Below are 22,880 nucleotides of genomic sequence, written 5' to 3'. Positions count from 1 at the left end.
ACTCGCGCCCGGATAGCGCAGGAAGCGATGCAGCACAATCCCGGTCAGCAGAAACGCCACAAAGGCACCGCTCAGGGTATTGATCCGGACGGCATCGAGGTGATGCCAAAATTCCAGGCCCCATCGCTCAATGGCAGGCAGGCAAACCGCAAGCAAGGCCCCGAAGATGAACAAGGCAGGAGGGCTGAATAACACACGTTCATACCAGCGTGAGTGACGGCGTTGAAAGGACAAAGTTACCCCCAGAGATCGAAATAAAGGTCAAATAAATACATAACTTTCTAATTCTACTCGCGAATTCGTTTTTTCAACGCGATGACGACATAGCTGAGCCAATGATACAAACTATCTGGCAAACTTAACAACAACTTGTGCCGATAGATATGCCACTGCCATTTTGCTGCGGTCAATTTATTTGCAGATAATGAGTTTGAACTCAATCTATAACGAGCAACGATGTCTTGAACGCAGGCAGCCTTTTTTGCAACCTTCATTATTGCAAGCCACATCAGGTAATCTTCATGCCCACAGCGCTCTTGGTAAAATGTGCCAAGCAGTTCGCGGTTATATATTCCCGTCAGATTTCCGATCCGGTTGCTGTTCAGCATATCCTTGTAGCTGAATTCCATCGGACTGGTTCGCACTGCCACGGTGCGATCAATGTCATCAGAGAGAAAAGTAGAGTAATTGCCACACACCACAGCATACCCTTGCTCCAGCAAAGATATCTGTTTTTCCAGTTTGTTTGATTCCCAGAGATCATCACTATCCAGAAAAGCAATATACTTGCCCTTGGCTGATTGAATGCCGACATTGCGGGCATTGGCTACACCACCATTATCCTTGAGCAGGATATATTCGATTCTATCATCGTGGATATCTGCCACAACATTCGCTGTGTCATCTGTTGATGCATCATCAACAATATAGAGGCGCCAATCGCCAAATGATTGGGACAATACAGATTCAACACTATGCCTTATATATCTTGCCGCATTATAAGCGGGCATGATAATAGACACTGATTCAAATGGCATTTATATCAACCTCATCCACTGTTTGACAATGATCTCGGGTGAATAGCGCTCTGCTGCAGACAAGGCTGCGAGCTGCATGTTTCTTCGTGCATCATCCGAGTTCATTAAAAAGACCAACTTCTCCTTGTATGCCTCCATGTCACCATCCGATACCAGGAATCCATCAACACCTTCGCTGATAATTTCTCTTGGCCCGGTCTTGCAATCAAATGCAACCGCCGGCAATCCAAAAGACTTCGATTCTATCAATACCAGAGGAAGGCCTTCATAATGGGAGGTCATCGCCAGAATGCTCGCATTGGCATACTCAATGTCAATGTTCTTGGCAGCGGGGAGCAAGGAAACTGTGTCAGCAAGCGCATGATCATCGACAATCTTTTGCAACTTGTCGCGATCCTCTCCATCTCCGATGACACGCAGCTCCCACCCCTTTTTATCGTCGATAGCAGCCCAGATATGCAATAAACGATCAAATGCTTTTTGATAGGTGAGACGACCAACCGCCAGGACGACTTTTTTCTTTTGTGCCAGGCTATCTGCACCTTGCACCGGAAATGCACTGGCGTTGGAAATAACACTCACATTGGCTTTGACCTTTCCATCGAGAATGGATTGATCATGTTGTGTCAATAACACCAACTCATCCGAAAGATGATAGCTTAAGCGTTTTAAAGCACGAATCCAACAAGGTGAAGTTTCGTAGGCTACATGCTCACTTAGAATAATTTTACTCTTGTGGCGCAACAAGAAATGAATAATCGATAATTGAAATGAGAGCCGCCCCATGGAGATTGATATCAATATATCACAGCAATGATTTTTTAGAAATTTTGCCAAAGCATACTGTGATGTAGATCCAACTACTTGACATGTGACTGACTCATTTAGATGATAGTATGGCTCTTGTTTGTTTAGAGTTAAAGATATAAGTGCAACATCGTAGCCTAATAACGAAAAACTATTAGCCAAAAATGATGCTACGCGTTCCGTTCCACCTGAACAACTAATATCATTAATGAAGATAGATATTTTTTTATTTTTTTGCATAGTTTGCCACTATATAAACTAACGACCTAATGGTATGAAATACATATCAACAAGATAAGGTGATTGAAAACCAATCGATATAACTAGCTGTAATACAAACACCGCAATACAGATAAATGTTGCAACACCAGAAGAAAATCTACTTGCTATTACCATTGGTAGCATGAAGACTTCGGCATATGAAAATGCTGTTGACAAACGCCCACTCAGAATACCAAAATCAGAAAAACCTATTCTCGTTGATATTGCTACAGACTGCATAAAAAACATAAATCTAAATAAGTTGTCATTCCAAAGTTTCATGGGCGACATTATGAGCACAAAAACAAATATGCCTACTGTTCTAATAACAGGAAGGGTTAATATACCGACAGGATCTGAGAACTTTTCGGATGCAGCATAACTCTGCAATCTAGATGACATACCAATCAGCATATCAAGTAGTATAAATTTAAATACAACAATCAAAAATATCATCATCAATGAGCATAAAAATACAACTTTCTTTCCTTTAAAAAGGGATGATGAATTAAAAATAAAGAACACAAGAGAAAACAAAAACAATATGAATGCTGACTGATGAAAACACGATGCGCATAACATCAATGCAAATAGATAAGTAACTCTCTTGAATACAATATAATGCGAAATAGCAAAAAAAGCTATGCTAATAGCCAATCCTTGGCGCATCTGCATAAATTGCTGCATAAAAAAATATGAACTTGATATATAAAATAAAAAAATCAGGTGATATTTTACATGCGTTAGCTTTGTTGTTTTATATATGAAAATAAAATTCAAAAATGAAAACAATGAAAAAAGAACAAACGAAGAGTCAGAAATTAAAGATAGAACATAAGCATACCATCCAAAGCCAATCTCAACACCTGATAACATATAAAAATCAGATGGACTGAATAGTGGATAGCTATTTATATCAAGAAACAATCTGTAGTATATTTGTGTATCGGGAGTCCCACCCCTCATCCCAACTAAAATTATAAAGGGGAGTGTCATCAAAATTGATACCGCAAAGCTTTTTTTGATTATCATCGTAATACTCAGTTGCTATTAACCATAACAAAATATTTTGTATTTGCGGAGTGAGAACATCTTATATTCATTAGATATGTTACATCATATTTCATTATCTAAATGAATAACTTTAAATGATGAAGATTGCGGAATTGATTGGATAGCATTCTTGAAAGTAGGTGTCATTGCATCCAAATAAAATACATTATTAACAATCCTTTTGTTACATATCAGGTTGTATTGACAAGAGCTCAAAAAACCATATAAATATATTTTTTTATATTTCTTTAAAAGTAATGATATCTCTTTCTCGGCTATATATTTTGCGTTAACAGTTTCAATACCCCCCATATTGAAAGTCTTTGACTCTCTTGGATGTGGGATATAATAACTCTTTCTTTCCGTCTTAATAAAATAATCCCAACATTGATCAAGGATAGATTCTATATCAACACCAGCATTCAATATCTCAGAATAGACTGACCCAAGTATAACATTACAAGCAGTTTCCATAACATCACTATCAGCAAAAAAGTCATCACTTTCATTTAATAAATCAATATTGATTGTTCTGGGTATGATATTTTTGCTACCATCATAAATAGTATAATGATATTGACTGGTTTTTTTTATTGATTCCATATCGAACTGTATCATCAATACTGTTCTACAAACCTTTCCTATCACGCCCACTTTTTGTGATTGATAGTAGATACTGCCAGGAATGATATTTGCCGAACCATCATCAAATGTAAATAGATGATTGAAGCTAACTCTTGATAGAATAAAATGAATTAATATATTATTGATAGAGGAAACAAATACAGCGTCATAGCGTCGCTTAAAGAAATGTCTGAAAATAGCCGGAAAGTAGAGCGGATATTTCAACTTCATATGAATAAACGTCACTTTACCGCAAATTTCTCTCATGTCCTGCAGTGTGTTTTTTGTGACATCATTATCTATTTTACTGATATAAAATAGTTCCACATCGTCAGGAAGAAGATTCCGGTGAGCAATAATGCGTGATGCAATAACCAACTGGAGATGGGTGTAACAGACAAAAAGATTCATTGTTGGAGAGCCGCTGAGTTTATTGCAATATTATTTTTTATAGGTGATACGCCAGGAAACAGTACTGACCCGTGATGCCAGCCACCATGTGGCAAAAAATCGAATGAACATCGAGATAGCAAAAGCCATTGCAACGCCCACTATACCCATATGCTCGATCAGGTAGACAAGCAGCGCAATGTTCAACAATCCGGTGGAGATAGTGACGGCAGACAAGGCACCGGTTCTTCTGGCATAGAAGATATAATTGGCCACCATCAGATACATTCCGCCAAAGGCTTGCCCAAGGCATAGCCAGCCGATGACCGTCGTTGCCCTTTGATACTCGGCGCCTGCGACCCATGTGACCACCCAGGGGCCGACGATGAATGAAAGGGCTCCCAGACCGGAAACAATAACAAAGAACAGATAAGTGAACTTGACCAGTCGTTGCAACTGATGAGGGTTATTGTCCGACAGGGTTCTGAACAGCCAGGGTACCAGCGCCTTGTTGATGGCATCAAATACGACAGCCATCCCAAGACTGAGCTGTACGCCAAGCATATAGATACCCGCCTCTGCCACCCCCAACTGCCGGTTGATAAAGAACCTGTCTATCGAGCTCAACAAGAATATCCCAACCACATGTGGTACCAGGGGGACCCCAAAAGAAAGCGCCTCTTTGAAAAACGCCTTCTTCAGGGGCAATAAAACCAGCAAGCGATCCCGATAAAGCAACAGCAGTCCAAATACGGCATACACGACACTGGTCGCCATCAGCGCATCAACACGTCCGGTGGCACCCTGCTGAAACCCGATAATCAACGCCAATGACAATATCAGTACAAGGACACTCTGGCTGACTTGCATGACGCCGAAAGAAACGGCCCGCTCTCTGATTTGCCACTGTCCCAATCTGAACTGAATAATGAAATTGGCACTGGAAATAACAAGCGCAAAATACACCCATGAGGTGGGTATATTCAGCCATTGACTGAGCTCCGCCGACAAAAAGAAGCAGACAACCCCGAGGGTCAGTGAGCTGAGCAGCAGGATATGCAGGCAGGTGCCATTGAACAGGGCCAGGGCAGAAGCATCGTGCTTGTCATAGAATTTGCGGTTGGCAGCCCCTACTGCGTTTAGCCCCGTCAGTGCGGCCAGCCCCGTGATCAGTGTCTGAAACATGGCTATCTGACCGTATTCATCCGGGGTCAGATAGCGCGTCAATATGGGCAGTAACAGGAACGGGACTAAGGCATTTAATATATTAGAAGCCAAGTAAATCGTTGAGTTTCTCAGCAGCCCGGTCAGTTTCAACATGCCTCGTCATCCAGCCGTTTCACGATTTTCGCCGGGTTACCGCAGGCAACGACATGATTTTTACCAATACCGGCCTGCTTAACATCCAGATGCCCCTGCTGAATAATAGGCCTGGTCACGTCATTAAAGGCATGATTGGATACATAGATATGCCCCCCGGCCCCCAGCATTGCATTCTCTTCGATTGATATCTGGATAGATAAGTCTGATTGATGGGATGCAAACAGCATTGAACCTGGTCTTATGACGACATTTTTCCCCAAGGAAATCCTGCCGGTTTCAATCGCATAGGCACCAAGACGAAAATCAGCACCCTCCCCAAAATATGAAAATTTGCGCATGCAGATTTTATGGGCCAGTCTCCTCGAAAAACAGAGGAAGTAAGTCAGGGGCATGCCAGGCCCCAACCGAGGGGCCGACCAAAGAAATTTCAATCTATCTATTATTCTTCTCATAGCGAAAAACCATCATCCACTATGATATTTTGCCCAGTCACATATTTGGCCTGATCTGACAACAGGAACATGATGCTGCCAATGATCTCCGACACATCCAGCATGCCTGCACCATGGGTGTGGCTCTTGTATGCCTGACAAAATGCATCTGGCTGATGATCAAATATGCCACCCGGGCTCACATTGTTTACCCTGAAACGGCTGTCATTGACATATGCTACCGCATACTTGCTCAAATGCTGTATCGCGGATTTGATCGCCGCATACTCGACCGGCATGGTCATTTTGGTATTGTTGTAAATATCAAACTTAGGTGCAACAACACCATATATGGATGAAATATTGACTAATGAAAAGGCTGTTTCATGTGCTTTGAAATAAGACGCACATTGCTGGGTAAACAGGAAAGCACTGCCAAGATGGAGTGAAAGATTTTCATTGAAACTGGCAAGGGACACATCAAAAAAATGCGCGCCATAGGTTTTGTTTCTCGGATAGGTCGTGTTGACCGCCCCATCCATATGTTCTTGTTGCGCAAAAAATGCCTTGAGGCTTTCCTCACTGGTCACATCCAGCTGTATCAACGTCAGATTGTCGTCTGCCGTATCCACACCCTGAGTGGAAAGACGCTGGGCCATGGCATCGACATTGATATCTGCCGCGATAACTTTGCCGCCCTGGGCAAGAATGGCAGGCACCAGACGAGAGCCCAGCAAGCCGCCGGCACCGGCCACCAGAATGCGTTTTTCGTTCAACAGCTGTTCCATTATTTCTGCTCTCCTACGATAGCTTCTGCCAGTTTGAAGTCGTAAATATCGTCAATATCGACCGCTCGTTCTTTCGGCACTTCGATACTGGTGACTTTCCCCGAGAACAGCCCGTAGTGTTCAAGCACAAAGGCAGGTGTCGTCGCATATACCACTGTCGTGATATCAAAAACCGGAGGCGCATCCTGACGCCGAGCAACATCGCCCGCCGGTTTATTGACCAACTCGACCCAGCCATCCACCGTTTCCTTTACCATGTTGAAATAGGGGCTGCGGTTGGCTGGCGTAACGGAGATACAGATATCGGCATTTTGCTCACGACGTTTGGCAATGGCCGCTTCAACATCACTCACACTGCGCAGCGGGCTGGTTGCCGGCAAGCTGATGAAACCATCGAATGCCCCATAATGCGCGCTCGCCCATTCAATGGCATGTCGCCAGGACAGCCACTCCGGGCTGGTGTCTGTCGCCAATTCGGATGGGCGCTCAATAACCACCGCGCCGGATGAGATTGCAACGCTGGCAATGGCAGCATCATCCGTAGAAACAAACACCTGGCTAATCGATGGTGATGCCAGCGCCGTATCGATGGAATATTGCAACAATGGTTTTCCCGCCAATGGACGAATGTTCTTTCCTGGCAACCCTTTTGAGCCGCCCCGGGCGAAAATGAACGCAAAATTTTTCATCTGATTCGAGATCCGGTTAGGTGTTATCGATGATGAGAGAACGCTTTGATTGCTTCGATCAATGCAACCGTTCGTGTGGCGTCATCGATAGAGATGCTGTGATGCTTGGCACCCTGAATAAGATTGACAAAATCGGCAATCATGCCGAGGTACATCTGGTTTTTATCCCAGGCGGGCTCACAATGAATGACCTCAATACCGTTGGCCGAGCTCAATGAGACCGAATTTTGAATCAGGTCCCATTCCAACGTACCTTCACTGCCAATCACGCGGCATTTGCGATGTGCTTTTCGTTGGAGAAAATCCAGATGAACCGTGGCAATGGCGCCCGTTTTGTCGCCAAGCATGATATCGGCCATGTCCTCAACCGACAGGCCAAGCTCTTCGGAAGAAGACAGACTTGCGTATTTGACTTGAAGTGGTCCAAGCAGCCACTGGATATAATCGAACTCGTGACTGAGCTCCAGCAACACCCCTCCCCCCAACTCTGCACGAGCAGAAACGCTGTGCCGAAAATCTTTGCTGGGGCGCCAATCAGGCAGGTATTGCCCGGTTTCAACCTGGACATGGTAGCAGCGGCCCACTTTCTGCTCAGTCAACAGATCTTTCATGAGCATGGCCGACGGTAAATAACGCAGGCAATAACCGACAGCCACCGGAGTATTGTGCTCATGGCTGGCAGCCTGAATGGCCTCACAATCGGCAAGCGATGCCGCCAGAGGTTTTTCAATCAGAACGGGAATGCCCGCTTTTATCAGAGGGATGGCATGGGCAGCATGCAAGGTCGCAGGGGACGCGATGATCGCAAAATCAATGCGATGCTGGATAAGTTCCTCTACTGAAGAGACGAGTACATCACAATCACTGATATCCGCTGCGGCAGCCTGACCACTGGCTGACATGGCGTAGATGGAAGCGGATGGATAAAGGTGCTTTAAGTTTCTTCTGTGGCGAACCGAGATATTACCGAGGCCAACGACAGCAATACGTTCCATTATGAGAGTAGCCCCAGTGAAGATATATCCGATTGAGCACGATTGAAGTCTTCCATGCGACCGATATCCAACCAGTACTCATGAATAGGAAACATCAAGACTTGCTTATTTTTATTCATATGTTGTTCAAGCAGAGTTGGCATATCAATGCGTTCCCCTTTGGCCACAGATTGTACGACATGAGGTGCAACAACATAAATCCCGGCATTGACAAAGAAATGATGAACCGGCTTTTCAATCATGCTGGTGATCTTGTTTCCCTCACCCGTGATGACGCCGTAGGGAATTTGGTAATCATATTCACGCACACACATGGTGGCATCAGCACCGTTTTCCACATGAAAATCGAGCAGACGATTGAAATCCACTGTGGTCAGCACGTCGCCATTGATCATGATAAGCGGCAGGGCAGGGATGTCGCCAGGCAGCAGACCCAGGGCACCACCGGTTCCCAGCGGGGTCTCTTCATAGACGTAACGAATATTGGCCCCCCAGGCTGAACCATCACCAAAATAACTAGTGATCTGCTCGGGCATATAGTGGGTGGAGATGTAGATGTTCTTGAAGCCAGCCTTGAGGAACTGGTTGAGCAGGGTCTCCAGTATCGGCTTGTCACCCACCTTGAGCATGGGCTTGGGGCAATTGTCGGTCAGCGGGCGCAGCCGGGTACCAAATCCCCCCGCCATGATGAAGACGGGATTGTCATAGCTCGGCGCTTGCGCCGCCTGCTCCCAGGTTTCCAGCCCAATCAGCTTGCCCGCATCGTCGACCACTGGCAGGGAAAGAACGCTTCGCGCTCGCATGGTTTCCAGCAACTGCGCACGGGTCAGTTTGGCCGAGACAGTGATGGGGGTGGAATTCATCACGGCCGTGACACTTTGCGTCAGGGAAACATTGTTCAGGATGGCGCGGCGAACATCGCCATCGGTCACGACGCCCAGCAAGTGCCGCGCGTCATCCACGACCAGACAAACCCGCAGTGCCTCTTCATTGATCACGGCCAGGGCATCACGCACTGAGTGTGCCGGCGACAACACCACTTTTTCCCAATTTTTGCTCATCCAATCCATCCTTTACTGCTTGATAGGCATCACGCTGCCCCGGGCAACGTATGCAATCTGCTTTTCTCCAAGAGAGCGCGTCAGCGTGGCGCCGGCCCCGACCACGGCATCAGAGCCAATTGATATGCCCTGGATCACGGCAGCTCCCGTACCGATATGGACTCTCTCACCCGTTACCACACCGCCGGATAACACGGCGCCCGGTGCGATGTGATTGTCGCCTCCCAGATGGCAGTCGTGATCCACGATGGCGCCACTATTGATGATGCTGTTGGCACCTATCCGGGTACCCGCCTGAATGATGGCCCCCGCCATGACCTGGGCCCCCTCTTCCAGCACGGCGTAGTCAGAGACCATGGCCTGTGCGCTGACGACGCTTGCAAAGCGGTAACCAAGGGCGCGATAACGGGAAAACAGCGTGGCGCGCAGCGGGTTGCCCGGCAGGGAGCCGATGCCATTGACCAACACCACCTCATCCGGATGGTGGGTCAGTATTTCCTCATCATGCCAGAGGGGAATATCAGCCAGTGCGGCGCGCGCTGTACCTGCGGCGGGCGCAACCAGGGCGATGGGAACCACTCCCTGGCTGCGCAGCATGTCGACTAGCACCGAGGCGTGCCCCCCTGCCCCGAGGACGATAACCGGTTTATTCACGGATAGGCTCACCCGCCTGATAGGCACGTTTGGCCGGTTGCCCCAGGAGCTGCCAGTAGGCATAGGGGCTCATTCCATCGCCAGGGCGCTTGATGGCGAGGTTGTCGGCACAGAGGATGGCGCCCTCCTCAATGTCGCAGGCAGCGACCAGGCTCTTGCGTGCGATCTCCTTGTTCTTGATCTCGCTCGGGCGAGGCCCTTTGATGCCGTCTCCCAGTGCCAGCTCCACATCGCGGATCCCTTTCACCATGGCGGCCAGTTCATCGGGTTCAAGAGAAGCCTTGTGATCAGGCCCTTCCATGTTGCGATCCAGCGTGAAGTGCTTCTCGATGAGGCAGGCTCCACGGGCGACTGCCGCCACCGGGATGGTGATGCCCTGGCTGTGATCCGAATAACCGACCGGCAACCGGAAGGCGTGCGACAGGGTATCCATGGCTTTGAGGTTGATATCCACCATGGGCGCCGGATACTCGGTCGTGCAATGCAGCAGGGTCACCTTGTTGGCAAGAGCGGCCTGACCAGCCTCGCTGGCATAGGCAGCCATGAAGGCGGCCTCACCGGGCTGCGCATCCTGCGGCGCGGTCAATCCGAAGGCTATCACCCCCAGGGCCGCCTCCACTTCTGCCAACGTGGCCATACCGGTCGAGACGATCAACTCGCAACCGGTGCGAGCATGGGCCAGTACGAAAGGCGCATTGGTCAGTTCCCCGGACGGGATCTTGAGGGTCTGCAACTTCAACCGGTTCACCAGAAAGTCCAGGCTCTCGGTATCGAAGGCGGTAGACAGAAACGCGATACCGAGAGACTCGCAATGGGCGATCAGACGAAGATGGGCATCGAACGAAAGCTCAAGGCGGGAGAGCATGGCAAACTGGCTCTCTTCCTTGCCGGTGTTGGCGGTTTGATAAGCAGCCTGCTTGGCCTGGCGGGTCACCAGATTGGCCGCCTTGAAAGTCTGAAACTTGACGACATCGACGCCTGCCCGGTGGGCAGCATCGATCAGTGCCACGGCGAGTGCTTCGTCGCCATTATGGTTGACGCCGGCTTCGGCGATGATGCGGATCATGGCGACGGACTCCTGTCGAGATCATGGAACTGTTTGATGGTGGGGATGGCAAAATGCTTCAGGCGTGCCACGATTTGGCCGCTGGCGTCCCCTGCACCATAAGGATTGACATAAGCATCCGGGCCCATAGGCTGCAAGGCCTTGGCAATGCATTGCGTAATGGCCTCTGCCTTCGCGTCGCAATGAAGCACACTCTTCGCTGCCAGGCGCCCTTGTTGGCGTTGGCCGATATTGATGGTCGGGACACCCAGAGAAGGCACTTCGATGATGCCGCTCGACGAGTTGCCGATCACGGCGGCACAGTGTTTCACCGCGCTCAGGTAACGTCTGTAACCCAAAGACGGGATGGCCAGCACGCGTGCAGGATTGGCTGTCGCATACTGCTCAAGCAGTGGAATGATGGCTCGACCACCGTCATCTGCATTCGGGTACGTCAGGATAACCTGATGGTCGGGATAGTTATCCAACGCCGCCAGCAAGGCACTGAAACTCTCCCTGGCCGGTTCATCGGCCAGAGTCACGGGGTGATAGGTCACCACGAAGAACGGTGAGTCCAACGTAAACCCAAGAGAGGATTGCAGCTCGTCCATGGACAGCAGCGGTGTCTTGATGATGTGGTCCAGACCGACGGCACCCACGTTGAACACCCGTTCAGGCGCCTCCCCCAACTGAATGACTCGCTGTCGATAAGGCTCGGCGGCCGTGAAGTGCAGGTAGCTCAACTTGGTAATGGCATGGCGAATGGCGTCGTCATAAGCCCCCTCGGTGATCTCGCCACCATGGAGGTGTGCTACCGGTATGCGCTGCAACATGGCCGCCTGGGCTGCCGCCAGCGCTTCAAAGCGATCCCCCAGGATCACCAGCACATCCGGTTGCAAGCGGGCCAATGCATCTGCCAGCCCGAGCAAGGCCACGCCCATGCTTTTGACCACCCCCACAGAGGTATCGGAGGAGAGCAGCATCTCGATGCGCTCATCGATCTTGAAGCCATCCTGCTCTATCTGCTGATAGGTCAGGCCGAACTCGGGGGACAAGTGCGTACCCGAGACGATCAGCTTGAGCTCCAGGTCGGGATCCGCGGCAATGTCTTTCATCAACCAATAGAGCAGCCCGTATTCGGCGCGAGTACCGGTAAAGACGGCAATGGTGTTGGCCATGTTCAGACCTCGACAGGCGAGCTGGGCAGGTTGATAAGATGGGCTTCCAACCATTCGGCATTGTTAAGCTCCCCACGCAAGGCATGAGAGAACATGGGCAGGCGATGCATCAGCTTCCATACAGGCCGGGTCATGACACCAGCCTTGTTCAGCTCGGTCAGCAACGTATCCCGCTGGGTCTGATCTTCACAGACAATCGCATTGAGCCAGTAGTTGGAGCGTCCATAAGAAGGCTCGGTCACAAACTGGCATGCTTGTCCCTTGAAGAACTCGGCATAGTGCATGGCAAGCGCCCGCTTTTGCGCCAGGAATTGCGGCAGGGCTTCCATCTGGGCACATCCGAGGGCCGCATTCAGATTAGGCATCCGGTAGTTAAAACCGGGTTCATCATGATAGAACTCGAACGGATGGGGTACCTTGGCGGTGGTGGTAATGTGCTTGGTGCGCGCCCCCTGTTCGGCATTCTGGCAGAGCACCATGCCACCCCCCCCCGTGGTGATGATCTTGTTGCCATTGAAGCTCAGGGCGGAAAACGCACTCAGCGTCCCCGTGTGTTTGCCTTTGTAGTAGGAACCCAGGCTCTCGGCAGCATCTTCTACCAGGGCGATGCCCCAGGCCTCGCACACGGCCTGAAGCTCATCGAGTTCAACCGGATGACCAAAGGTGTGCATGGGCACGACGGCTTTGAGGCGGCGTCCGCTTGCCTTGTGGATGGCACCTGTCTCGGTGCGAGACGCATGCTCTTCCAGCCAGTTGGCCAGGGCAACGGGACACAGACCCAGGCTCTGGCGTGATACATCGACGAACACGGGTTCTGCGCCCATGTGATACAAGGCATTGCAGGTCGCCACAAAGGTCAGGGGCTGGGTGATCACCAGATCCCCTGCCTGCACACCTGCCATGTAGAGCGCGATATGCAGCGCCGCCGTGCCATTCATGGTGGCAACGGCACGGGCTGAACCGGTAAAGGTGGCTATTTGCTGCTCGAACTGCTCAACATAGGCACCGACACTGGAAACGAAGGTGCTTTCGAGGGTATCGAGCACATATTGACGTTCATTGCCGGCAAAGGTCGGGGCGTGAAGAGGGATGAAGTCATCGGTTTTGTAGGTATCACGAATAAAACGTATCAATTGAGTATGCATACCGATTCCTTACATCTTGCCGTCGAGATATTTGCCCGTTTCTTTGTGACCAAAATCCGGGATCATGGCGAAGAACAACTCGACGATCTCTTTCTTGTCCCAGGCGCGTTTTGTTTTCATGGCTGCAATGGTCTGCTCGAAATGGTTGAGCAGATCATTCTGATATGAGGGTTCATTCTTGATGATGCCCAGGTTCTCGAACCGGGCCATATCCAGCACTTCCTTGTCCGTGAAGAACTCTTCGAAGTCTTTTTCACCCGTGGTGTCACTCTCGGTAAAGAGGCAGGGCCACATCCCCTGCTCGGGCAGGCTCGCCATCAAGGCTCTGGCTTCATCCTCGTCCTTGCACAGATGCGGCTTGTAACCATGCTGCTCCAGATACTTCACGGCGATTTCGGCGAAGGTAATCAGGTGCAGGGATTCGCTGAGCTTGGGGAAGAAGATATCCCTGTTCTCACCGAAGATGCAGGACATCAGGCACAGCTCACCGGACTCCTGGGGAGTCACGAAGTAGCGTTTGATGTCGTTGGGGGCGACGATGGGCTGACGCTTTTGCAAGCGCTGGTTGAAGCCATGCAGCAAGGAGCCATCGGAGAAGGCCACGTTGGCAAAGCGCGCGGTTGAAATGGCAATCTGTTCGCTGCGGCGCATCAGGAACATCTCCATGATGCGCTTGGACGCCCCCATCATGTTGACCGGATTGGCCGCCTTGTCCGTCGAAACACAGAAATACTTTTTCACTCCCATGTCGATGGAGTGCTGGATGGTTTTGTCCGTGTTGAAGACGTTGACATCGATCATGCGCATCAACGTGAAAGGATCTTTCTCGCTGCGTACATGTTTGAGCGCAGAAAGATTGAGCACGTAATCATAGGCGCCGTCAGCTTTGATAAAGGCGTCATATTCAATGGAGCCGATATCCAGGGCGAACGTCTGGAAATCACCATCGATATACCCGAACGAGCTGCGGATATCGCGCACCAGCTCGACCATGTTGTTCTCGCTGATATCGACCACATGCAATTTACGTGGATTTCTCTTGAAGATCTCTTTGGTTACCGCCTGGCCAATAGAACCGGCGCCACCAAGCACAAGAAAACGGGACTGGCTGACGATATCAGACAGCTGTTGCTCATTTTTGCCGATGTCATCAACGAACAGGTCTTTATTACGACCAATGAGACTCAAAATATTACTCTTCATATAAAAGATACCAATCTCAAGTTCAGTCCACGCAGGACGTGCAATATATCAATGATGAATTCAATCAATGTCGCGCATTTGCGAGAGATGCCAGGTAATCGTCTTGGACAATCCTGACTCAAAACTCTCCTGCGGCAGCCATTTCAATTCAGTGGCTATTTTGCCGGCATCAATGGCGTAACGACGGTCATGGCCGGGCCTGTCGGCCACATGGGTGATTTGATCCCGATAGCTTTTCACCCTTTCCCCGGGCTTTTCTCCCTCAAGAGGAGATGGGGACAAGGGGACCAGTTCGTCGAGCAGATCGCAGATGGTCTGCACCACCTCCAGATTGCGCTTCTCATTGTGGCCCCCGATGTTGTAGGTCTCTCCCACTCGCCCTTTGGTCAGCACCAGCAACAGTGCTCTGACATGATCCTCCACATAGAGCCAGTCGCGGATCTGATCTCCCCGGCCATAAAGCGGGATGGGCTTGCCAGCCAGGGCGTGGGCGATCGTTTGTGGAATCAGTTTTTCCGCATGTTGCCAGGGCCCGTAATTGTTCGAGCAGTTGGTCACCAGCACGGGCAGCCCGTACGTTCGGTGCCAGGCGCGCACCAGATGATCGCTCGATGCCTTGGCGGCAGAATAGGGGCTGCTCGGCGCATACGAGGTAGTTTCGGTGAAAAACGGCAGCGCGGCTCCGGAAGTCAACTCATCCGGATGGAGCAAATCGCCGTATACCTCGTCGGTGGAGACATGATGGAAGCGAAATGCAGCCTTGCGTACCTCGTCCAGATCGTTCCAATAGGCGCGTGCCGCTTCCAGCAACATATAGGTGCCGACGATATTGGTCTGGATAAAATCGGCAGGGCCTGTGATGGAGCGATCAACGTGGCTCTCGGCGGCCAGGTGCATTACGGCATCGGGTTGATGGGTTGTAAAGACCCTGTCCACTTCAACGCGATTGCAGATGTCGACCTGCTCGAACACATAACGATCGCTCGTAGATACAGACGCCAGAGATGCCGGATCCGCCGCATAGGTCAGCTTGTCCAGATTGACAACTGAGTCCCGGGTATGCTGGATGATATGGCGGACAACGGCAGAACCGATAAAGCCGGCACCACCGGTAACAAGAATTTTCATATCAGTGGGTGTTCATGCATGGTCAGTGAATAGCTGAGTCAGGCAAGGCCATACTTGTATGACCAGTATTCGAGGTCAATATTGCCTGAGAAAACCACGACAGCCAGAAGCTGGCAACAGTGTTAGCTACCGCCCTTGGGTTACAGCCCCCAGTATGCTGCTTTTAACCTGATTGTCAGTGCTGTTGGCCATCACATCCTCCAGCTTCTTGTTTTGATTGATGTTTAACAATGTTGTCGCATTACATTGCACACCCAGGCAGTCCGCAGCCTGCATTGCTCACATCTTGGGCTATCTGCGCCCCAAACCCGATTCGGGGTCAGATTCTATCTTGTTTAACCCAAAGATGAACAGTCAAAACAATAGGAAAGCGCCTATTGAAATCAGGATTCAAAAAAAACCATTCATGTGATACTGCCCTCCGTGAATCCACTCAGCCGTTGCCGGGGATTGCCCTGCTTTGTTCCAGCATCCAGGCCAGGGCATGTAAACATGTTTAATTTCAAACAATTAAATTCATACCTCAAGCGCGTGCAGGCACTCGGGGATGGCCTGACGCCAGCAAGGCCCCCCGCCCCTGTGTACCGGCAGGCTGAAAGCGGCAAGCCGCTTGTGCGATAAGAATGGTCGCGACCAGCCCCTGCACCGGCTCTGACCCTCAACACCCAGAAACCGGCAGGCACGGATAGCGAGCCTGAACACGAGGCTGATGACACAGCGTTGCATCATGGGAAATGCATGAGGAAAGAAGGCAGGGATGATTCAGTCCCGATACAGCGGGGTCAGGTAGGATCCGGATTGACTCTCCCTCTTGTTGACCCTCTAATTGACAGCCTGGACCCTCATCATCATGCATCTTATGAAAATCCTACTGGTTGAAGACGACAAGCTGCTCAATCACCACCTCTCCACCCTGTTGACCGAGGCCCAGAACCAGGTTTACAGCACGGACAATGCCCAGGTGGCGCTGCACTACGCAGCAGACTACCCCATCGATGTCGCCATCATCGATCTGGGCCTGCCTGACATGGATGGCCTTCAGCTCATCACCCGCCTGCGCGAGCAGCAGATCCCCTTTCCCATCATTGTGCTGACGGCCAGAGGCAACTGGCAGGACAAGGTGGAAGGACTGGAGGCCGGGGCGGACGACTACCTGGTCAAACCCTTCCAGAAGGACGAACTGCTGGCCCGTCTCAATGCGCTGGTACGCCGCAGCGCCGGCTTCATCTCCCCCAGAGTGAAGGCGGGTGACTACGAGCTGGATCTCTCCCGCAAGGAGCTGACCATCGCCGGCGAGGTCACTGTGCTGACCAGTTTCGAATATCTGATCCTGGAATACCTGATGCGAAATGCCCGTCAGGTGGTCTCCAAACAGCAGTTGCTGGATCAGCTCTATGGGGATGGTGAAGGGGATCCCAACACCATCGAGGTGATGGTGAGCCGGCTTCGCAAAAAACTGGATCCGGAAGGGAGCATCCAGCCCATCTCCACCATCCGCCGCCAGGGCTACATCTTCAACCTCGCCTGCAGCTGATGCACCTTGCCATGTTGCATCCCCTGACCCTGATCCGCCGCTCCCTGCACCTCAAGCTGATGCTGAGTGCCATGCTGGTCATCGCGCTCATCATGGCCTTCTCCGTCTACATACTCTACCTCGGCCATGCCGAGGAGCAGGCCCAGAAAGCCAGTGTCCGCATGCAGGAGAACCTCTCCAAGCTGTTCTCGTCAAAGCAGCCGGAGCCCCACGCCATGACGGATCTAGGCAAGCTCACCCCGGATGCCATCGATCCCAATCTCGACACCCTGATCTGCCGCGCCGACGGAGTGCTGAGCTGGTCCAGCCTGCACATGCCGGAGGTGGTCTCCATCAAGGAGACCATCTGCCGGGATCTGATGAGATACCTGGGGGGACTGGATCAGGACTATTTCTTCAAGCTGCATACCATCAAGAACGGCGAGAGCTACTTCATCTACAGCCTGCGTTTCCTGCGCAATCATGGCGCCGGCCCCACCACCTACTACGTGGTGATGGTCGATTCCGCCCGGCGCTATCAGGCCCAGACCCGCGATTACCTCTACCGCTGCATTCGCCAGGCGCTGCTCGCCTACTGTCTGCTGGGCGCTCTGTTGCTGCTCACCAGTTTCTGGAGCCTCTCCTCCCTGCGCACCATGGCGCGCCAGATTGACGAGATCCGCGCCGGTACGCGAGAGGCGCTGTCAAACGACTACGAGCGCGAGCTGACCCCCCTGACAAGCTCGGTCAACCAGTTGCTGGAGAACGAACGCCAGCAGACCCAGCGCTACCAGCACGCCCTCAACGATCTCGCCCACAGCCTGAAAACCCGGCTGGCGCTCATCCAGATCACCGCCCAGGAGCTCAAGCTCGGCCACGACATCCATGACAACATCAATGAACAGATCACCACCATGGATCAGATCATCCAGTACCAGTTGCGCCGCGCCGTCACCGGGCGAAAGCGCCTCGCGAGCAAGGGCACCGAACCGGTTCCCCTCATCGAGAAGCTGCTGGCCAGCCTCGCCAAGGTCTATCGCCACAAGAAGCTGCAGACCGGCTTCCAGTTTGACGACGATGTCTTCTTTCACGGCGAGCAGGGCGATCTGATGGAGCTGATGGGCAACCTGCTGGACAACGCCTGCAAATTCGCCATCAGCGAGATCCGGGTTCATGTCCGCCACCGGGAGAGCGGCCTGCTCATCGTGGTGGAAGACGACGGCCCCGGCATCGCCCCCGGCAAATCGCAGCAGATCTTCCAGCGCGGCGTGCGGGCTGACAGCTCCCCCGGCCAGGGGATTGGCCTCGCCGTGGTGACCGAAATCGTGCACAGCTACGGCGGCGAGATCCGGGTGGATGACTCCCCGCTCGGCGGCGCGAGATTCCACATCACCCTCCCCTGACAGCGCAGGGGCCAAGTACTGGCCCCTGCCGCATTCGGGCATTGCCATCCCGGTGCTTTCCCTGTCTCACACCTCACTCCTTATGCTTCGACCAGGCCAAGCACATGGCAGCGAGGCTGACGAGCATCAGAAGCTGGCCTGCAGCTCCCCTCAGCCCCATGCTCGCGCAGAAACGACAGGCATAAAAAAACCGGCCGCGAGGGCCGGTAAAACAGTTCAGGCTTGTCAGGTGACAATGCGCACCCAGCGGATGAAGACCGGTTTCAATTCCCTATGAAGCCCCGTCCTCTTGAGTACGTAGGTTCACTTTACGCCCCGGTCACTGAATCGGGACTGAACCATGTTCACCCTGGCAAGGCTCAGAGACGGATCCCGAGGGACTGGCGCAGATAGGCTCCCGCCCCGAGCAGCCCCGGCCCTTCATGGGTGATGAGGAAGACCGGAATGTCTTTGAGATAAGGCTTGAAGCGCCCCTTGTCCTCGAAGGCGACCCGAAAGCCCGATCCGATGAAGAACTCCTGGAAGCGCGGCACTATGCCACCGGCGATGTAGACACCGCCGAAGGTGCCCATGTTGAGTGCCAGGTTGCCGGCAAAGCGGCCCATGAGCACGCAGAACAGGCTCAAGGTGCGGCGGCAATCGAGGCAATCCCCCGCCAGCGCGCGCTCGGTGATGTCCTTGGGGGCAAAGGGTTCGGGCTCGCGGCCATCGGATTTGACCAGGCCGCGATAGAGATTGACGAGCCCGGGGCCCGAGAGGAAACGCTCCGCCGACACATGGCCCAGCTCGCCGCGCATCACCTGCAGCACCGCATCTTCCTCTTCCGTGTTGGCGGAGAAATCCACGTGACCGCCCTCACCCGGCAGGCTCAGCCACTGCTCACCGGCCTGCACCAGGTGGGCGACGCCAAGGCCGGTCCCTGCGCCATAGATGGCGATAGGCTTGCCGGCCACCGGGGCCGCGCCCCCGAGCTGGATGCGATCGCTCTCGCCGAGCACGGGCACCGCCATGGAGACGGCAGTGAAATCGTTGATCACCTGCAGGCGTGCCAGGCCGAGGTTGGCCTGCATCTCGCGGATGGAGAACTCCCAGCTGTGGTTGGTCATGGCGACCCAGTCACCATTGATGGGACAGGCGATGGCGATGCACGCCTCGCCCACGGTGGCATCGTGCTCTTCGAGATAGAGGCGCACCACGGCCTCCAGGCTGGGATGGGCCAGCCCCGAATAGGTTTTTGCCTGGGAAATGGCGCCCGTCGCCAGTTCGCAGAGGGCCAGCCGGGCATTGGTACCGCCAACGTCGCCCACCAGCGCATGGGTATGCTGCATAACAAACTCCTTCGTTACCGACTCGGGGCGGCCCTTACCGTCCCGACATTATTATTTGGCTGCAATACTACTCGAGCCCGCAGCCGGGCTGCGCGATTTATGCAGACAAGTGTGCGCCCGCTCACAGTGTTGTTGCTTTGCAACATTTGTAAGCGTTTTCAAGACGCAAATGGAAGTTTGCAACTAAAAACACGAAATAATTAGACATGAGTCATACTTTGCAGGGCCGAGATTAGTTCCGATAAGCGCTTGTCTTGTATAGTCATCGCGGAGACTGGAAACCTGCTTGAGCTGTGAATTTAGTGCACAGACACTGAAGTTAAATTACAAAAATGCCTGGTGGTAATGATGAATACCCTCGATAAAATTACGAACAATCTGGAAAGTTTCAGTAAATCAGAGCGTAAGGTGGCTGAAGTGATCCTGGCCTCACCCCAGACCGCCATTCACTCCAGCATTGCTACCCTGGCCAAGCTGGCCGATGTGAGCGAACCGACCGTCAACCGTTTCTGCCGTCGCCTCGATACCAAGGGTTTTCCCGATTTCAAGCTGCACCTGGCCCAGAGTCTGGCCAACGGCACCCCTTATGTGAACCGCCACGTGGAAGCGGAAGACGGCCCGGATACCTATACCGCCAAGATCTTCGAATCCACCATGGCCTGCCTCGATGCCGCCAAGAACAGCCTGGACATCTCGGCCATCAACCGCTGCGTCGATATTCTGACCCAGTCCAAGAAGATCAGCTTCTTTGGTCTGGGCGCCTCCTCCGCCGTCGCCCGGGATGCCCAGAACAAGTTCTTCCGCTTCAATATCCCCGTGGTGAGCTTCGATGACATCGTCATGATGCGCATGAGCTGCATCAACAGCAGCGAAGGGGATGTGGTGGTCCTCATCTCCCACACCGGCCGCACCAAGGCCCTGGTGGAAATTGCCGCGCTGGCCCGGGAAAACGATGCCACCGTCATCGGCATGACCGCCAAGGACTCTCCCCTGGCCCGCGAATGCAACCTGGTGCTCTCCATGGACGTGCCGGAAGACACCGACGTCTACATGCCCATGGCCTCGCGCATCGCCCAGCTCGCCCTGGTGGACGTGCTGGCCACCGGTTTCACCCTGCGCCGTGGCATGAAATTTCGCGAAAACCTGAAGAAAGTCAAAGAAGGTTTGCGCGAATCCCGCTTTGATACCCCGCACTCCTCCTGATCATTCGGGGGTCCGCCCCCGACTGTCTATGCCAACGGGCTTGGTGTAGTATCGAAATTCAATCAAACAAGGCCACCCAGATGGCCTGCCAGTTGGCGCCATGCCACATGCTTGACGGGGCAGTATTTCAAGTCATATCAACTTCACATTGGAGTCTTTCATGCCAAGACGTACAAAGATTGTTACCACACTCGGTCCGGCGACCGATCGCGACGGCATTCTCGAGGGGATCATTCGCGCCGGTGCCGACATGGTGCGGATGAACTTCTCCCACGGCACTCCTGAAGATCATATCCAGCGCGCCAACCAGGTGCGTGACATCGCCGCCAAGCTGGGCCGCCACGTGGCCATCATGGGCGATCTGCAAGGCCCCAAGATCCGCGTCTCCACCTTCAAGGATGGCAAGATCTACCTCGCCATCGGTGACAAGTTCATTCTCGATGCCGCCCTCGGCAAGGGCGAAGGCTGCCAGGAGCAGGTCGGCATCGACTACAAGAGCCTGCCGCAGGACGTGGTATCCGGTGACATCCTGCTGCTGGACGATGGCCGCGTGCAACTGAAGGTCGAGCAGGTCGAAGGCACCCGCATCCACACCACGGTGACCGTGGCCGGCCCTCTCTCCAACAACAAGGGCATCAACAAGAAAGGTGGCGGCCTCTCCGCCCCGGCCTTGACCGAGAAGGACAAGGAAGACATCAAGACCGCCGCCCGCATGAACGTGGACTACTTGGCGGTCTCCTTCCCCCGCAGCGGCGATGATCTGCGCTACGCCCGCGAACTGGCCCGCGAAGCCGGCTCCAACGCCAAGATCGTGGCCAAGGTCGAGCGCGCCGAGACCGTCGCCAGCGACGAGGCGATGGAAGACATCATCCTCGGCTCCGATGCCGTCATGGTGGCCCGTGGTGACCTGGGTGTCGAAATCGGCGACCCCGAACTGGTGGGTGTGCAGAAGAAGCTCATTCGCCACTCCCGCCGCCTGAATCGCGTGGTCATCACCGCGACCCAGATGATGGAGTCCATGATCAACGCACCGCTCCCGACCCGTGCCGAAGTCATGGACGTGGCCAACGCCGTGCTGGACGGTACCGATGCGGTGATGCTCTCCGCCGAGACCGCCGCCGGCCAGTTCCCCATCGAGACCGTGACCTCCATGGCCAGCGTCTGTGTGGGCGCCGAGAAGCACCCGAGCCTGAACGTCTCCAACCACCGCATGAGCTACACCTTCACCTCGGTGGAAGAGGCGGTGGCCATGTCCACCATGTATGCGGCCAACCACCTGGAAGGGGTCAAGGCGATCGTGGCGCTGACCGAGTCTGGCACCACCCCGCTGCTGATGTCCCGCATCAGCTCCGGCCTGCCCATCTTCGCCATGTCTCCTCACAACAAGACCCTGGCCTGGGCCAACCTCTACCGCGGCGTCACCCCCGTGCTGTTTGATGGCGACGAGACCAAGCCGGTCTACGAGGTGTGCCGCGACGCGCTGGACGTGCTCAAGGCCAAGGGACTGCTGCAAAGCGGCGACATGGTATTGCTCACCCACGGCGACAAGATGGAGACCGTCGGCAGCACCAACACCTGCAAGGTGATGATGGTCGAGTAATCGCCCCTCCTCCCTGCCACA

Annotated in this window: 22 protein-coding genes; 5 read left to right on the top strand and 17 right to left on the bottom strand. The window is 53.0% G+C overall.

Features of this window, described 5'->3' with window-relative positions:
- Positions 1–27 precede the first annotated feature (27 nt).
- The gene (locus AB7E19_RS03185) at positions 28–192 is read left to right on the top strand and encodes a hypothetical protein (protein ID WP_225315731.1); all 165 of its coding nucleotides are present in this window, start codon (positions 28–30) and stop codon (positions 190–192) included.
- Positions 193–287: 95 nt separating this feature from the next.
- On the opposite strand, the gene AB7E19_RS03180 is transcribed toward AB7E19_RS03185, so the two are convergent.
- The 16 genes from AB7E19_RS03180 to rfbB form a co-directional block, all read right to left on the bottom strand.
- On the bottom strand, positions 288–1,037 hold the full coding sequence (locus AB7E19_RS03180; RefSeq protein WP_199770492.1) for a glycosyltransferase family 2 protein: 750 nt from the start codon (positions 1,035–1,037) through the stop codon (positions 288–290).
- On the bottom strand, positions 1,038–2,084 hold the full coding sequence (locus AB7E19_RS03175) for a glycosyltransferase family 4 protein (protein ID WP_322131168.1): 1,047 nt from the start codon (positions 2,082–2,084) through the stop codon (positions 1,038–1,040). It lies immediately after the preceding gene.
- Between the two features lie 18 nt (positions 2,085–2,102).
- Positions 2,103–3,137: an EpsG family protein gene (locus AB7E19_RS03170; RefSeq protein WP_322131167.1), complete on the bottom strand. Its 1,035-nt coding sequence runs from the start codon at positions 3,135–3,137 to the stop codon at positions 2,103–2,105.
- 84 nt (positions 3,138–3,221) lie between these two features.
- Positions 3,222–4,193, bottom strand: coding sequence for a glycosyltransferase family 52 (locus tag AB7E19_RS03165; protein ID WP_427934612.1), 972 nt, complete (start codon positions 4,191–4,193; stop codon positions 3,222–3,224).
- 30 nt (positions 4,194–4,223) lie between these two features.
- Positions 4,224–5,492: a lipopolysaccharide biosynthesis protein gene (locus AB7E19_RS03160; RefSeq protein WP_322131165.1), complete on the bottom strand. Its 1,269-nt coding sequence runs from the start codon at positions 5,490–5,492 to the stop codon at positions 4,224–4,226.
- Positions 5,486–5,833, bottom strand: coding sequence for an acyltransferase (locus AB7E19_RS03155; RefSeq protein ID WP_239053815.1), 348 nt, complete (start codon positions 5,831–5,833; stop codon positions 5,486–5,488). The genes AB7E19_RS03160 and AB7E19_RS03155 overlap by 7 nt, the downstream gene beginning before the upstream one ends.
- A gap of 110 nt (positions 5,834–5,943) precedes the next feature.
- Positions 5,944–6,714, bottom strand: a complete 771-nt coding sequence (locus AB7E19_RS03150; protein ID WP_048207994.1) for an oxidoreductase — start codon at positions 6,712–6,714, stop codon at positions 5,944–5,946.
- Complete coding sequence (locus tag AB7E19_RS03145) at positions 6,714–7,403, bottom strand: acylneuraminate cytidylyltransferase family protein (protein ID WP_322131164.1); 690 nt, start codon at positions 7,401–7,403, stop codon at positions 6,714–6,716. The genes AB7E19_RS03150 and AB7E19_RS03145 overlap by 1 nt, the downstream gene beginning before the upstream one ends.
- 23 nt (positions 7,404–7,426) lie before the next feature.
- Positions 7,427–8,398 carry a Gfo/Idh/MocA family protein gene (locus AB7E19_RS03140; protein ID WP_048207996.1) on the bottom strand — a complete coding sequence of 324 codons (972 nt, stop codon included), beginning with the start codon at positions 8,396–8,398 and terminating at the stop codon, positions 7,427–7,429.
- Positions 8,398–9,459 (bottom strand): nucleotidyltransferase family protein, encoded by a 1,062-nt coding sequence (locus AB7E19_RS03135; RefSeq protein ID WP_322131163.1) that lies wholly within the window; start codon positions 9,457–9,459, stop codon positions 8,398–8,400. Before AB7E19_RS03135 ends, AB7E19_RS03140 begins: the two co-directional genes overlap by 1 nt.
- Before the next feature lie 12 nt (positions 9,460–9,471).
- The gene (locus AB7E19_RS03130; protein WP_322131162.1) at positions 9,472–10,113 is read right to left on the bottom strand and encodes an acetyltransferase; all 642 of its coding nucleotides are present in this window, start codon (positions 10,111–10,113) and stop codon (positions 9,472–9,474) included.
- On the bottom strand, positions 10,106–11,179 hold the full coding sequence (gene neuB, locus AB7E19_RS03125; protein ID WP_151027371.1) for an N-acetylneuraminate synthase: 1,074 nt from the start codon (positions 11,177–11,179) through the stop codon (positions 10,106–10,108). Before neuB ends, AB7E19_RS03130 begins: the two co-directional genes overlap by 8 nt.
- The gene (gene neuC, locus AB7E19_RS03120) at positions 11,176–12,336 is read right to left on the bottom strand and encodes a UDP-N-acetylglucosamine 2-epimerase (RefSeq protein ID WP_045524096.1); all 1,161 of its coding nucleotides are present in this window, start codon (positions 12,334–12,336) and stop codon (positions 11,176–11,178) included. The genes neuB and neuC overlap by 4 nt, the downstream gene beginning before the upstream one ends.
- A gap of 2 nt (positions 12,337–12,338) precedes the next feature.
- A complete protein-coding gene (locus tag AB7E19_RS03115) occupies positions 12,339–13,481 on the bottom strand; it encodes a LegC family aminotransferase (RefSeq protein ID WP_048208001.1) in 1,143 nt (380 codons plus the stop codon).
- A gap of 9 nt (positions 13,482–13,490) precedes the next feature.
- Positions 13,491–14,684, bottom strand: coding sequence for a UDP-N-acetylglucosamine 4,6-dehydratase (locus AB7E19_RS03110; protein ID WP_048208002.1), 1,194 nt, complete (start codon positions 14,682–14,684; stop codon positions 13,491–13,493).
- A gap of 60 nt (positions 14,685–14,744) precedes the next feature.
- Positions 14,745–15,812 (bottom strand): dTDP-glucose 4,6-dehydratase, encoded by a 1,068-nt coding sequence (gene rfbB, locus AB7E19_RS03105; RefSeq protein WP_427934610.1) that lies wholly within the window; start codon positions 15,810–15,812, stop codon positions 14,745–14,747.
- Positions 15,813–16,671: 859 nt separating this feature from the next.
- Here rfbB and AB7E19_RS03100 point away from each other — a divergent pair.
- A complete protein-coding gene (locus tag AB7E19_RS03100) occupies positions 16,672–17,346 on the top strand; it encodes a response regulator (RefSeq protein WP_041207018.1) in 675 nt (224 codons plus the stop codon).
- Between the two features lie 11 nt (positions 17,347–17,357).
- Positions 17,358–18,728, top strand: a complete 1,371-nt coding sequence (locus tag AB7E19_RS03095; protein ID WP_375338741.1) for an ATP-binding protein — start codon at positions 17,358–17,360, stop codon at positions 18,726–18,728.
- A gap of 359 nt (positions 18,729–19,087) precedes the next feature.
- Here AB7E19_RS03095 and glk read toward each other — a convergent pair whose 3' ends face one another.
- A complete protein-coding gene (gene glk / locus AB7E19_RS03090; protein WP_427934609.1) occupies positions 19,088–20,056 on the bottom strand; it encodes a glucokinase in 969 nt (322 codons plus the stop codon).
- A gap of 348 nt (positions 20,057–20,404) precedes the next feature.
- On the opposite strand from glk, the gene AB7E19_RS03085 reads away from it, so the two are divergent.
- The gene (locus AB7E19_RS03085) at positions 20,405–21,259 is read left to right on the top strand and encodes a MurR/RpiR family transcriptional regulator (RefSeq protein ID WP_029314760.1); all 855 of its coding nucleotides are present in this window, start codon (positions 20,405–20,407) and stop codon (positions 21,257–21,259) included.
- Between the two features lie 160 nt (positions 21,260–21,419).
- A complete protein-coding gene (gene pyk, locus AB7E19_RS03080; RefSeq protein ID WP_041214849.1) occupies positions 21,420–22,859 on the top strand; it encodes a pyruvate kinase in 1,440 nt (479 codons plus the stop codon).
- Positions 22,860–22,880 lie beyond the last annotated feature (21 nt).

This window comes from Aeromonas sp., assembly GCF_050252055.1.
GTDB classification, from domain to species: domain Bacteria; phylum Pseudomonadota; class Gammaproteobacteria; order Enterobacterales; family Aeromonadaceae; genus Aeromonas; species Aeromonas caviae.
The sequence above is the reverse complement of the archived record's forward strand: the minus strand, read 5'-3'. Positions and strand labels throughout refer to the sequence as shown.